The following is a 12,693-nucleotide window of genomic DNA, read 5'->3' on the forward strand; positions in this document are numbered from 1 at the left end:
GCGTCGGCAACCAGTCACAGCCACCATTATCACTCCTCGCGCCACCGACAGATCGCCTCGAGCACCCGCTCGACGGCCTCGTCGGCGGCCAGCTCGTCGGTGTCGATCGTGAGATTCGCGTCCGGGTCGTCGAACTCACGGTAGATCACGTGGACACCTTTCTCGTCGATCGGGTCCTCGCGCGTTCGATTTCGCTCGAGGCAGGTCTCGAGACTCGCCGTCACGTGGACGAACCGGACGTCCTCGAGCGTACGAAACTGCACCTGCCACTCGCGCTTGTAGAACGTTCCGTCGACGAGTCCGATCGCGGCCGTCGGCCAGCCTGTGGCCCGCTCGTACAGCCGCTCGTACGTTCGACTCGAGAACTCGTCGGAGTGGACGATTCGAACCGGTCGGGACCGCGACTCGAGGCGGTGGTACACGCGGGTGGCGACGGTCGTCTTTCCCGCTCCCGGTGGCCCACAGATGACGACGATCACGGCCACAGGTACGCGTTCGGTCGGCAAACGCGCTCCGATCGACGCCTCGGATCAGTAGCCGCCGGGAAGCGCGAGCACGAGACTCACCGCCACGAGTGGGACCGCAAACAGCGTCGCGTACCAGGCGCTCCCGACGACGAGCAGCGCCCACGTCGACCAGCCGTAGCCGGTCGGGTCCCAGTCGAATCCGACTCGAGGGAGACCGAGAATGCAGACGACGGGGAGTCCGACGACGTACAGCACCGACACGAACAGGGTGACGGTGAGAAAGGCGTTGCTCCAGGCGACGACAGCCGGATCGACGAACGCGAGTACCGCAAGGAACCCGGCGACGTACGGAACTGACACTCCGATCGCGACGGCGACGTACGTCGGCGAGAGCCTTCCGGTCGGTGGAAGCGTCGCAAAGAGCGATCGAATACGGTTCACGGCCAGAAACGGTGCCCACAACACGGTTGCGACGACGCCCGGCACGAGCACCGCGACGACGAGCGCGATCCAGCCGACGGCTCGAGTCCCGGCCGACTGCACGAGAGTCATACGCGACAATTCGTCAACAGTAGCAAGTGTCTTCTGTCGTTCGGTTCAGTCTCAGCTGCCGAGTCCGCGAACGCGTGCCGAGGCCGTCACTCCCAGTCGATCTCCTCGCCGCGACTCGACTCTCGGAGGATGAACGGACCGATCGCGAGCGTTCGCTTTGCGATCGTCGCGATTCGCAGGACGAACGCGATCAGGATCAGGAAGGGCGTGGCCGCGATCGTTACGGCCAGTGCGACGATCCACACCAGCACGTCGATCCCCAGCAGCGTGCCGGAAGCCACGGTCGTGTCGAAAAAGAGGATCATCGACGTCGTGACGACGAGCGCCGGGACGGCGACGTACATCATCGCCCGCGAGAGGTTGATCAGCTCCCACTGAAAGTACAGCGTCTTGAAGTGCTCTCGAGCGAGACCGAAAAGCTCGAGCGCGTCGACGAGTTCGTCGTAGGCTTCACGCGCCTCGTCGGTAACGGAGTCGGCGTGAGCGTTCACGATCCGTCGCGCTCGAAAGATCTTCCAGGAGTAGTTGTAGTCGAGTGCCGACTTGACGACGGTGTAGGTACCGAACTGGGCGTCCTCGAGGTCCGCACAGATCGTGTCGGCGTGTGTCGTCAGGTTGTCGACGAAGTCGTCGACCTGTTCCCGAAACTCCTCGTCGCGACTGTCGGCGACAGCGTCGCGAAAGTCGGTAGCGCGGTCTCCGGTGGCGGCGACGATCGCCTGCAGGAACGACGCCGGTTCCGGCGGGCTGATCGGCGCGTCGATCACGTCTTCGGCGTCCGACCGGAACTCCATCGAACCCGAAAATCGCTCGCGCTGATCCGAGACGGCCCCGAGTTCCTGTGAGAGCACCAGCTGATTGATCGTCACGACCAGCGTCACGCCGGTGATGAGCGCCGTCGTGAGCGCCTGGAAGAGCGTTTCGACGGGGTCCTGGCTGTTCATGAGGCTGCGAAGCGACACCGGACTGAATCCGCCGACGAGCACTACTCCCGCGAAGACGAACGCCATCAACACGGCTGCGACGACCCAGCGGTTCGCGTTCAACAACAGCCACAGCTTCCACGTCGCGTCTTCGCTCCGCTCGGCCATCGTATCGCTCGGCTGTGAGCCGCCCATCGCGTCGAACCGGTACCACGACGACGATCAAATAGCTACGCCCGGCTCTTGCCCCGCTGTCCGCGTTAGGACTCCCGTAACTCGTCGACGACGTCCTCGAGCGGTGACTGGTCGTCGACGGCCTCGAGGATCGATTCAGTCTCGATGGCCAGCGAATAGTACGGCCGTCCCTTTCCGGTCGGCGACGTCGTATCGGGCGTCTCCTCGGCGACGAGGTCGTTCGCCTCGAGCTGGTACAGCGAGCGCATGACGTCCGCCTCGGAGACGCTCCCGACGACGCCGTCACCGTCGCTCGGCAACTGTGTACAGCACGTCTTGCGCAGTTCGTGGGGCTGGGCGGGCGTTCGACCACGGTGGTTCAACTCGACGAGTCCGAGGAGAACGAGCTGTTCGGTCAGCGACGCCGACTCGAGCGTGGAACTCTCGTCCATAGATGATTATTCGTGAACGAATGCAATAGCTGTTCTCCCGACTGCTCGAATCGGCGCTCGCGCCTCGAGAAAACGTCACGTCAGAACGTCGGTCGTACCCGGCTCCCGGTGCAACCGCAGAACGTTGCGGTCGTGCCGGGTACGTCTGCCAACCGACTACCTAGCCTTCCTCTTCCTGGAGTTCGGTGAGTTCCGACTCGACGTCTTCGTCGACGTCCTCGAGGTCGACCTCCTCGTCCGCCTCGCTCGCCTCGCTCGCCGGTTCCTCCTCGCCCATCTCGGATTTGAGCGTCTCGAGTTCGGCCTCGACGCCGCTGTCGGTCGACAGCGCCTCGAGTTCGCGGTCGATCTGGTCTTTGTCGGAGAGGACGTCCTCGAACGCGCCCGACTCGTGGAGTTCGTCGAGCGCCGCCGACCGGGCCTCCATATCCTGTGTGCGCTCTTCGGCCCGTTCGATGGCGCGCCCGACGTCCTCGAACTCCTCGCCGGTCGCCGTCATCGCCTCCGAGACAGTCGAACTCGCTTCCGCGGCCTCGTAGCGGGCTTTCATCGTCTCCTTTTTCGTGCGGAACTCCTCGATGCGCGACTGGAGTTCGTTTTTCTGCTCGATCAGCTGATCTTGCTGATTCTGCAGGTCGGAGATCTGGCGCTCCAGATCCTCGATCTGGTTCATCTTCGCCTTCTTTTTCTCCAGGGCCTGTCGCGCCAGGTCCTCCCGGTCCTGTTTGACCGCTCTCCGCGCCTGATCGTTGTGCTTCTCGACGTTCTCCTCGAGTCGGCGTTTCTGCATCTCGAGGCGCTTTTTCTGCGTGGTGAGGTCGGCGATACCCCGTTTGACCTGCTGGAGCTGGTCTCGCATCTGCTCGTAGGAGTAGTCGAGCGTTTCGGTCGGGTCCTCGGCTCGATTGAGCAGCGAGTTGATCTTCGACCGGATGACGTACGAAGTCCGAGAGAGGATGCCCATAGTATCTACATTTCGCCCGTCAGCCTTAAAAATCTCACTTCGGCAACAGTCCCGGCAGATCGCCTCCAGACCCACGACCGTGAGCGCACGTGGCCCGTCGACGGCGGGCCTGCCGGCCGGTCGAATCGCACTCGAGTGCGTTCTCGACCGCTACCCGACAATATAAACGTTCCAGCACCGCAACGTCGGCCCATGACCGACGTCGTGATTCCCGGCGGCCGAGACGTCCGGGCGACGCTCGACGAGCCCGAACCCGAGACCGATGCAATCGTCGTGGCGTGTCCGCCCCATCCCCAGCACGGCGGCCACCGCGGCGACCGACGACTCGTCGCCGTCAGCGACGACCTCCTCGAGCGAGGCGTCGCCTGTCTCCGCCTCGATTACGGCGAGTGGGACGAGGGGGTCGGCGAGCGAGCGGACGTCCGGAACGCGATCCGCTGGGCGGCCGACAGGTACGACCGGGTCGGCATCTTCGGGTTCAGCTTCGGAGCCGCCGAGGCGATACTCGCGAGTTCGACCGTCGACCGCGAGGTCCGTGCCGTCTCCGTGCTCGCGCCGCCGGTGGGGCTAGCCCCCGACCTCGAGGTCGTCCCCGCACTCGCCGACATCGCGTGTCCGGTCCAGATCTGTTACGGCGAACGGGACACGACCGTCGACTGGGAACCCGTCGTCGAATGCGCTGACGAACTCGGTCACGACGCCGTCGCGTTCTCCGCGGATCACTTCTTCGTCGGCCAACACGAGACGGTGGCACGAACGATCGGGGCGTTTCTCGAGGCGCAAGTGGCGTAAGCCGCAGCGAGCGAGTCGAACGCGGCTTCGAACCGGCGACCGCACGGTGAGCGCTCGAGGAGGCGGAAACGCCGTCGCGCTCGTTTCACTCGCACCGCCTGTCGTGGTCGATTCGGCACCGCTCGAAAGACGAGTTCGGCGCGACGGCGGCGGGCGCCGCAACGGCGACGGACGGCTCGAATGGCGACTGGCGGCGCAGCCTACGGCTCGTCGTCCATCGGTATTTTACCCTGGGGTTCGTCCTCCTTGGAAACCTTTCCCTCGGCTGCTGGCTCTGCAGGCTCTTCGTCCTGCACTTCGACGATTTTGGCCTGCTCGAGGTACTCTATGCCGCCGCCCATGCGGAACTGGATCGTCTTCCCGGGGAGGTTGGGGTCGTCTTCGTCGGTCGGTTGCTTGGGAACGGAGACGGCGGTGACTCCCCTGATCGTGACGTCGCGGCGCTGGATCGGATCGCCGTCGTGTTCGATCGTTTCCCACGTGACGACGTCGAACCGATCGATGTTCTCGCCGAAGTACTCCTCGGAGTCTTTGTCGAGCGTGTCCTCGGTCTGTGACTCGCCGGTCGTTCTGTTGTCGTCGAACTGGACTTCCTCGTGTTTGTACTGCTGGAGATGTACGAGCATACTCATCTACGCCGACGCCGGCGATCGACTAAAGTACGCATCCGGATAGTGCAAGATGGCGCCCCGTCCAGTGATCGGGGCGAAATACACGCCCGTTACTCGACTGTGCGACGGGAAGGCGGTTGTGCTCGAGACCCACGAGTGTCACGACCTGTCGAAGCCGGGCGCTTCCCGAAATCGTTTTCAATCGCTCCCGCGGACACTCGGTATGCCGACGGAACCGGAAACTAACTACGACCCGTCCCTCGGGAGCAAGTTCATTTTCGTAACCGGGGGCGTCATGTCCGGACTCGGAAAGGGGATCACAGCCGCAAGCACCGGCCGACTCCTGAAAAACGCCGGGTTCGACGTGACCGCAGTGAAGATCGACCCGTATCTGAACGTCGACGCCGGGACGATGAACCCCTACCAGCACGGGGAGGTGTACGTCCTCGAGGACGGCGGCGAGGTCGACCTCGACCTGGGGAACTACGAGCGATTCCTCGACGAGGAGATGACCTCCGAACACAACATCACGACGGGCAAGACCTACCAGCACGTTATCGAGAAAGAGCGCGCGGGCGACTACCTCGGCAAGACCGTCCAGATCATCCCGCACATCACCGACGACATCAAGCGTCGCATTCGGGAGGCCGCCGAGGGGACCGACGTCTGTATCGTTGAGGTCGGCGGCACGGTCGGCGACATCGAGGGCATGCCCTACCTCGAGGCGCTGCGCCAGTTCGCCCACGAGGAACCCGAGGAGAACGTCCTGTTCGTCCACGTCACGCTCGTCCCGTACTCGAAAAACGGCGAGCAGAAGACGAAACCGACCCAGCACTCGGTAAAGGAGGTCCGCTCGATCGGGCTCCAGCCCGACGTCATCGTCGGCCGGTGTGAGGACAAACTCGAGCCAAGCACCAAAGAGAAGATCGCCCTGTTCTGTGACATTCCGACCGATGCGGTGTTCTCGAACCCCGACGTCGAGGACGTCTACCACGTCCCGCTGATGGTCGAAGAGGAAGGGCTCGACCAGTACGTCCTGGAGCACTTCGGGCTCGCCGAGGAGGCGCTGCCGGAAGGCGAGCGAGCCAACGAGTGGCGCGACGTCGTCACGACCGAGAAAGACGGCGAGGTCGACGTCGCGCTGGTCGGCAAGTACGACTTGGAAGACGCGTACATGTCGATCCGCGAGTCGCTCAAACACGCTGGCTTCGAACTCGGCGTCGACGTGAACGTCCACTGGGTGGCGGCCGACGAGATGGCAGACCACCACACCGAGCGCCTGCAGGAATCGGACGCGGTCATCGTCCCCGGCGGCTTCGGGATGCGCGGCACCGAGGGCAAGATCGAGGCCGTCAGGTACGCCCGCGAGAACGACGTCCCCTTCCTCGGGCTCTGTCTTGGCTTCCAGATGGCCGTCGTCGAGTACGCTCGCAACGCGCTGGGACTCGAGGGTGCACACTCGGCGGAGATGGACGAAGACACGCCCCACCCGGTCATCGACATTCTGCCCGAGCAGTACGAGGTCGAGAACATGGGCGGGACGATGCGGCTGGGCGAGCACACGACGGTAATCGAGCCCGAAACGCTCGCCTACGAACTCTACGGCGACACCTCCTGTTCCGAGCGCCACCGCCACCGCTACGAGGTCAACCCCGAGTACTTCGAGCACTTCGAGGACGAACCGCTCGTCTTCTCCGGCACGGCTGGCAACCGCATGGAGATCCTCGAACTCGAGGACCACCCGTATTTCCTCGGCACGCAGTTCCACCCCGAGTACAAGTCCCGGCCCGGACGGCCGAGCCCGCCGTTTCTCGGCCTGATCGAGGCCGTCCTCGCCGGCGAACGAGACGAAATCGAGTACGACGAAGAGGTGACTCACTGATGGTAGATACGGAGACGTTCGTTCCAGACGCAATCGCAGAGATCGAAGACGAAATTGGCGACGAAAACGCCGTCATCGCGCTCTCGGGCGGGGTTGACTCGTCCGTGGCGGCGGCACTGGCCTACGAGGCGATCGGCGACCGGCTCACCCCCGTGTACGTCGACACCGGCCTCATGCGGAAAGGCGAGACGGCCCAGATCCGCGAGACGTTCGACTACATGGAGAGCCTGCGGGTCGTCGACGCGAAAGACCGGTTCCTCGAGGCTCTCTCGGGCGTCACGGACCCCGAGGAGAAACGCGAGGTCATCGGCGAGCAGTTCATCCGAGAGTTCGAGCGTGAAGCGAAAGACGCCGACGCCGACTACCTCGTCCAGGGGACGATCTACCCAGACCGGATCGAGTCGGAAGGCGGGATCAAGTCCCACCACAACGTCGGCGGTCTCCCCGACGTCGTCGACTTCGAGGGGATCGTCGAACCCGTCCGCGACCTCTACAAAGACGAGGTCCGCGAGGTCGCCCGACATCTCGGATTAGAGGAGATCGTCGCCGAGCGGATGCCGTTCCCCGGCCCCGGGCTCGCGGTCCGCGTCATCGGCGAGGTCACCGAGGAGAAACTCGAGGTCGCCCGCGAGGCCTGCCACGTCGTCGAGGAGGAACTCGAGGAGTACGACCCCTGGCAGGCGCTCGCGGCAGTGATCGGCAAGGCGACGGGGGTCAAAGGCGACAACCGCGTCCACGGCTGGGTCGTCGCCGTCCGCTCGGTCGACTCCCGCGACGGCATGACCGCCCGCGCCCAGGAGATCGACTGGGAGACGCTCCAGCGCATCCAGTCCCGTATTACGGGTGAAAACGAGAACGTCGCTCGCGTCGTCTACGACGTCACGCACAAACCGCCTGCGACCATCGAGTACGAATGAGCATGCACGCGATCGTCGCCGGGTCCGACGACGACGGGATCGCCGACGCACTTGAGGCCGAAGGCGTCGACGTCGAACGACTCGAGGGCGTCGTCTCCCGGCCCGCACTCGAGGACGCCGGGATCGTCGAGGCCGACCTGTACGTCCTCACGGACGTCGGACAGGCGACGACGATTCCGATCGCGATCGACCTGAACGACGACCTACGAACAGTCGTTTACTCCCGGGATACGATCCCGGAGTTCGTCAAGGGGCAACTCGACCTCTCGGTCGATCCGCGGCTCGTCGAACCGGCGGTCGCCGCAGAGGAACTGACCGACTGACCGACGCCGGAACCGCCGGCGACGGGTCGCCGGACGATCCTGTTTTGCTGCCGTCCCGGTCGAGAGGGACTCGACCGATCGCCGGGACGGATCTTCGAGATCCGTTCTGCCGGTAGTGTCTGCTTACGATCACTCGAGTACCACTGTTTTCGCTGATCGGGCAGTATCAACTGTCTCGACCGGTTTTCTGGACGATTGAACGCGACTTAACTATCAGGCAATCCGGAACAAGCGTCCTATACCGTCGCCTCCGTTCAAGTACCCTCGCCCGGTAGCGACGAGTGGAGGTCGACGGGTACCTGCGGAGGCACCCCCCACCCCCACGCCTCGTCGATCCCGCGACTTCCAACGACCCCACCATAGCACCCTTCCCCCACCATTGCCACACCCAGGCAATACCCGATTTTCCCGTTTGCCGATCTGGGCCGTCGTCCGACGGCCCACCCACCCTGCGTTCCCACTGACGAGCGCCCTCGAGCGGCCGCGCTGACTCGCCGATCGCGTCTGCTGTCGTCGGAGTCGGCGACGTCAGACGTCCTTATCGATCGCGTTTCGAGTGTGATCGGTGTGAACCGTGTCGGCCGGACGTATCAGCGCAAGCGTTTCAGTACCGGAATCTCCTCGAGTCGATCTGCCTCGAGTCGGTCCCAGTGGATGCCCGCCGGCTTCTCGCCCGTCTCGGGGCGGAGAACACGGTCGGGCGTGACGAGTAGATCTATCGGCACGTCGTGGGAGTCGACGGCGACGTCGGCCTCGAGAAGCTGTCGGTCGTGGACCGTCGTCGCGACGGTGGTCTCGTCGTCGACGAACCCGAACTCGCGGAGGATCGCGTACTCGAGGTCGCTGTATCCCTCTCCCTTGCCGACGCGAGCGCCGCGCTCGGTGACTGCCACGCTCCCCGAGACGATCAGGTCGATCTCCTCGAGTTCGTCGGGGCCGACCTGGACGCCGTGTTTCGACGAGCCGGAGACGGTCGTCGCGGCGTCGTAGTCCTCGAGGTCGGTCGGATCGAGCCGGAGGAAACACTCCTCGTCGCGCAGTCGGGGAACGGCCATGTAGACGGTCTTTCCCTCGCGGAGCGCCCGCCGGCGGACGGGAAGCTGCGGTGCGTCCGGGTTGGCCTTGATCGTCTCGGCGGCCTGCCACTCCGATTGCGAGGCCAGTCGATCGGCCGCCTCGTCCGCCCCGGCGAAGTTCGGGATGCGGCCGTGTGGCGGATACGGAAACCGCGCCACCCCGGACTCCTCGAGGTCGTCCCACACCTGCTCGCGGAGCTGTCGTTTGTCCATCGTATCCGACGGTTTCTCGCGCGGCGAGTTCAGCGTTCGCTCTCGCTGGCGAACCGAGCGTCCTCACGGTACGACCGACGGCGTCACTCCTCGTCCGTCTCGTCGTCCGCGAGCGTCGCCAGCCGCGGCGCTTCGGGGACGATGATCTCTTCGCACGCGATTCGGACCGTCGCCCGGTCGTTCGGCAGGCAGAAGACGGGGACGCCGTCGGCGATGCCGCCGAGCGCTCTGCTCGAGACGACGCTGATGCCGATCTCGTCGTACGCGAGCGCGTGAAACAGGTCGACGAAGGCGGGGAGGTCCTTGTCGATCAGCGGTCCGACGGCCTCGAGCGTGGCGTCGCTCGGCTCGACGCCCGTCCCGCCCGTGGTGACGACGATGTCGACGTCGCCGCGATCGATCAGCCGGGAGACTTTCGCCTGCACGTTGTCGTAGTTTCGTTCGATGAGCTCTCGCGTCGTGATTCCGTGGCCCGCGTCCTCGAACGCCGCGACGATCGCGTCGCCCGCGACGTCGTCCTCGAGCGACAGCGTCGAGGTGATCGTGACGACGGCCGCACCGATCCGATCCGCGTCGTCCGCCGCAGCGTCGCGTTCCGACTGTTCGCTCATACTGGAACGGTTCACCTCCGGGAGCAAAAGCGATCGCCACTCGTCTGCCCGCCGCAGACCCGGTTTCCCGGGGGGCCGTCTCACGCACTCACGGATTACGACAAATGCCGAACAGAGGTTCGACAAATTCCGCTATCACCATCGTTTTGTACTGGATCGCCGTTGCCAGGGATATGAAGGCCGTCAAGATCACCGAACACGGAGACACGGACGTCATCGAGTACGGCGAGTACCCCGACCCGGAAGTCGGCCGGGACGAGGTACTGGTCGACGTCAAATCGGCGGCACTCAACCATCTGGACGTCTGGACCCGACGCGGACTTCCGACGCTCGACCTCGAGATGCCTCACATCCCGGGCAGCGACGGTGCGGGCGTCGTCGCCGAGATCGGCGAGGACGTCACTCGATTCGAGGAGGGCGACCGCGTGGCACTGTCGGCCGGCGTCGGCGACCTCCGGATGGACGACCCGACGCTCGATCCGAAGTTCCACATCATCGGCGAACACGTCCCCGGCATCCACGCCGAGTACGCCGCCATTCCCGAGGACAACCTGATCCCCGTCCCCGAGGGCGTCGACTGGGAGGTCGCCGGCTCGAGTTCACTCGTCTTCCAGACCGCCTGGCGGATGTTGATCGAACGGGCAGAGCTCGATCCCGGCGAGAAAGTACTCGTGCTCGGAGCCAGCGGCGGGGTCGGCCACGCCGCCCTCCAGATCGCCGACTACGCGGGCGCGGAGGTGTACGCGACCGGCAGCACCGAGGAGAAACTCCAGTACGCCGAAGACCACGGCGCGGACTACGTCTGTAACTACGAGGAGGAAAACTTCGCCGACTGGGTCCGCTCGGAGACGGGTGGACGCGGCGTCGACGTCGTCGTCGAACACGTCGGCGCGCCGACCTGGCGGGACTCGATCAAGAGCCTCACCAAGGGCGGCCGACTCGTCACCTGCGGCGGCACTGGCGGTGGAAACCCCGAGACCGACATCCCGCGGATCTTCTGGAACCAACTCGAGATCATCGGTTCGACGATGGCCACGCCCGAACAGGTCGACGCCGTGATGGAACTCGTCTGGGACGGCACGTTCGAGCCCGCGATCCGCGACGTGTTTCCGATGAGTGAGACGCCCCGTGCCCACGAGATGCTCGAAGAGCGCGAAGGGTTCGGCAAGGTCGTCGTCCGACCCGACAGCGAACTCGAGTGAGCCCGCCTGAGGACGCGGTTCTCGAGGACGATTCGACGGTTCGAGCCGGCGAGTGAACCGTGAGGGCTTTGGCTACGGAGTCGAAAGCTCCGATCGTGACCTCGAGCGACGACGGCGGCTACGTCCACGATCCTTCGACGTTCGACGCCGACGGTTCGGTGAGCGATACCGACGACGGTTCGGGAGGCCGCCGTCCGCGGGACGGCGAGCAGGCCGACTGGGTCGCCGACCCGTCTCACCCCGAGTCGGCGGACCGCGAGTTCGACTGGCGGGGCTGGGTGCTCGTCGGCGTCATCCTCTTCTCGTTTATCGTCAGCCCGCTCGCGATCGTGCTATGGCCGCCCGACTTCAACTACCTCTTTGCGCTGTTGATCCTCCCGCTCGCGCCGGCAATTCTGCTGGCGATCACTGCGGTGTGGGCGACGACGCGACCCTAGCCCTTCCCACGCACCGACGACGGCTCGAGACGTCACTAGTCGTCGAGGTCGGCGAGTCTGTCGACGACCGCGTGTGCGATCGGCACGTCGCGCCGAGGGGTTTCCGCCGCGTTCGTATACGCTGCCAGCACGTCGTGGAGTTTCGACGTTTGATACGCCGTGAACGTTTCGTCGCCCGATTCGATCGTCTCGAGTGACTCGAGCATCCACGCTGGCGGTGCGTCTCGGTCTTCGAGCGCGTCGTCTGCCCGTGTCACCAGCACGTCGTGGACGACCCACCGTTCCTCTCGAGAGAGCTCGACGTCGTGCGTCTCGGTTTCCTGGGGAGGCGAACTCATTGTCAGCGGGACCGATCTGTTGGTCCTCGGGCGACAGTACGGAGCGGCCCCTCATAATACTGTTGTTTGTTACCATCCAACATTGGGGGCTGGTGGACCGCCATCCTCACCACCTCGCCGAACGGAGTCACCGGACGTCGCGACGCGTGGCGATCTCGAACCAGGGACAGAGCCGGAGCTGTCGGTACCACTCCGGGTGCGTGTACAGTCGCTCGTAGGGAACCCACATCACGCCCGCGACCTCCTGCTCGTTCGGCTCGAGTGAGCGCTCGTGGAGGGTCAGTTGCAACACGGTACAGACCTCGTGTTCGACGCCTTCGTTCTCGAAGTAGCGTTTGTACTCGAACTTGTCCGTCACGCGCAGGCCGTCGTACTGGTCGGGGGTGATCCCGAGTTCCTCCTCGAGGCGTTCTCGCGTCGCCTCTTTCTGGCTCTGTCCGTCGATGGGGTGGGAGGCGACGGTTCCGTCCCAGTAAGTCCCCCAGAGGCGCTTGCTCGGTGCCCGCTGGGCGAGCAAAATGTTGTCGTCGTGATCGAAGACGAGCGACGTGAACGCTCGGTGTCGAATGCCGTCACCGGTGTGAGCCTCGAGTCGGTCGACGACGCCGAGTGCTTCGTCGTCCGCGTCGACGGCGACGACGTCTTCCGTGGCGTTCTCGTGTGGGTGTTCCCGCGTGGCAACCATACCGCCACCATCGGACAGGACCCTCAAACCAGTATCGACTGTTTGCACCCGCAGTCATACTATCGGACGTAACT

At 64.7% G+C, this 12,693-nt stretch carries 16 protein-coding genes; 6 read left to right on the top strand and 10 right to left on the bottom strand.

Annotated elements, in window-relative coordinates:
- Positions 1-29 precede the first annotated feature (29 nt).
- The 5 genes from MU558_RS10690 to MU558_RS10710 form a co-directional block, all read right to left on the bottom strand.
- Complete coding sequence (locus MU558_RS10690) at positions 30-479, bottom strand: AAA family ATPase (protein WP_246966261.1); 450 nt, start codon at positions 477-479, stop codon at positions 30-32.
- 51 nt (positions 480-530) lie between these two features.
- On the bottom strand, positions 531-1,019 hold the full coding sequence (locus MU558_RS10695) for a DUF8162 family protein (protein WP_246966262.1): 489 nt from the start codon (positions 1,017-1,019) through the stop codon (positions 531-533).
- Positions 1,020-1,105: 86 nt separating this feature from the next.
- Positions 1,106-2,137 (bottom strand): DUF7972 family membrane protein, encoded by a 1,032-nt coding sequence (locus MU558_RS10700; protein ID WP_246966263.1) that lies wholly within the window; start codon positions 2,135-2,137, stop codon positions 1,106-1,108.
- Positions 2,138-2,202: 65 nt separating this feature from the next.
- The gene (locus tag MU558_RS10705) at positions 2,203-2,568 is read right to left on the bottom strand and encodes a hypothetical protein (RefSeq protein WP_246966264.1); all 366 of its coding nucleotides are present in this window, start codon (positions 2,566-2,568) and stop codon (positions 2,203-2,205) included.
- Between the two features lie 160 nt (positions 2,569-2,728).
- Positions 2,729-3,532: a PspA/IM30 family protein gene (locus MU558_RS10710; protein WP_246966265.1), complete on the bottom strand. Its 804-nt coding sequence runs from the start codon at positions 3,530-3,532 to the stop codon at positions 2,729-2,731.
- 192 nt (positions 3,533-3,724) lie between these two features.
- On the opposite strand from MU558_RS10710, the gene MU558_RS10715 reads away from it, so the two are divergent.
- Complete coding sequence (locus MU558_RS10715) at positions 3,725-4,324, top strand: alpha/beta hydrolase (protein ID WP_246966266.1); 600 nt, start codon at positions 3,725-3,727, stop codon at positions 4,322-4,324.
- A 200-nt stretch (positions 4,325-4,524) separates the two neighbouring features.
- Here the strand turns inward: MU558_RS10715 and MU558_RS10720 are convergent, their stop codons facing one another.
- Entirely contained in the window at positions 4,525-4,950 is a 426-nt protein-coding gene (locus MU558_RS10720; protein WP_246974948.1) for a hypothetical protein, read from the bottom strand.
- A gap of 208 nt (positions 4,951-5,158) precedes the next feature.
- Here MU558_RS10720 and pyrG point away from each other — a divergent pair, with 208 nt between their 5' ends.
- From pyrG to MU558_RS10735, 3 genes are read left to right on the top strand one after another with little or no spacing between them, the layout of a single operon-like run.
- The gene (gene pyrG / locus MU558_RS10725) at positions 5,159-6,817 is read left to right on the top strand and encodes a glutamine hydrolyzing CTP synthase (RefSeq protein WP_246966267.1); all 1,659 of its coding nucleotides are present in this window, start codon (positions 5,159-5,161) and stop codon (positions 6,815-6,817) included.
- Complete coding sequence (gene guaA / locus MU558_RS10730; RefSeq protein ID WP_246966268.1) at positions 6,817-7,734, top strand: glutamine-hydrolyzing GMP synthase; 918 nt, start codon at positions 6,817-6,819, stop codon at positions 7,732-7,734. Before pyrG ends, guaA begins: the two co-directional genes overlap by 1 nt.
- The gene (locus tag MU558_RS10735) at positions 7,731-8,057 is read left to right on the top strand and encodes a DUF7126 family protein (protein ID WP_246966269.1); all 327 of its coding nucleotides are present in this window, start codon (positions 7,731-7,733) and stop codon (positions 8,055-8,057) included. Before guaA ends, MU558_RS10735 begins: the two co-directional genes overlap by 4 nt.
- Before the next feature lie 590 nt (positions 8,058-8,647).
- Here MU558_RS10735 and MU558_RS10740 read toward each other — a convergent pair.
- A complete protein-coding gene (locus MU558_RS10740) occupies positions 8,648-9,346 on the bottom strand; it encodes a 5-formyltetrahydrofolate cyclo-ligase (RefSeq protein ID WP_246966270.1) in 699 nt (232 codons plus the stop codon).
- An 83-nt stretch (positions 9,347-9,429) separates the two neighbouring features.
- Positions 9,430-9,957: a MogA/MoaB family molybdenum cofactor biosynthesis protein gene (locus MU558_RS10745; protein ID WP_246966271.1), complete on the bottom strand. Its 528-nt coding sequence runs from the start codon at positions 9,955-9,957 to the stop codon at positions 9,430-9,432.
- Positions 9,958-10,130: 173 nt separating this feature from the next.
- Between MU558_RS10745 and MU558_RS10750 the strand changes: the two genes are divergently transcribed.
- Together MU558_RS10750 and MU558_RS10755 are read left to right on the top strand one after the other, a co-directional pair.
- Positions 10,131-11,159 carry a zinc-binding dehydrogenase gene (locus MU558_RS10750; RefSeq protein WP_246966272.1) on the top strand — a complete coding sequence of 343 codons (1,029 nt, stop codon included), beginning with the start codon at positions 10,131-10,133 and terminating at the stop codon, positions 11,157-11,159.
- A 95-nt stretch (positions 11,160-11,254) separates the two neighbouring features.
- Entirely contained in the window at positions 11,255-11,596 is a 342-nt protein-coding gene (locus MU558_RS10755; RefSeq protein ID WP_246966273.1) for a DUF7977 family protein, read from the top strand.
- 35 nt (positions 11,597-11,631) lie between these two features.
- On the opposite strand, the gene MU558_RS10760 is transcribed toward MU558_RS10755, so the two are convergent.
- Together MU558_RS10760 and MU558_RS10765 are read right to left on the bottom strand one after the other, a co-directional pair.
- Complete coding sequence (locus MU558_RS10760; protein WP_246966274.1) at positions 11,632-11,934, bottom strand: DUF7853 family protein; 303 nt, start codon at positions 11,932-11,934, stop codon at positions 11,632-11,634.
- A 127-nt stretch (positions 11,935-12,061) separates the two neighbouring features.
- On the bottom strand, positions 12,062-12,619 hold the full coding sequence (locus tag MU558_RS10765) for an NUDIX hydrolase (RefSeq protein WP_246966275.1): 558 nt from the start codon (positions 12,617-12,619) through the stop codon (positions 12,062-12,064).
- Between the last annotated feature and the right edge of the window lie 74 nt (positions 12,620-12,693).

The organism is Natribaculum luteum, from assembly GCF_023008545.1.
Classification (GTDB): Archaea; Halobacteriota; Halobacteria; order Halobacteriales; family Natrialbaceae; genus Natribaculum; species Natribaculum luteum.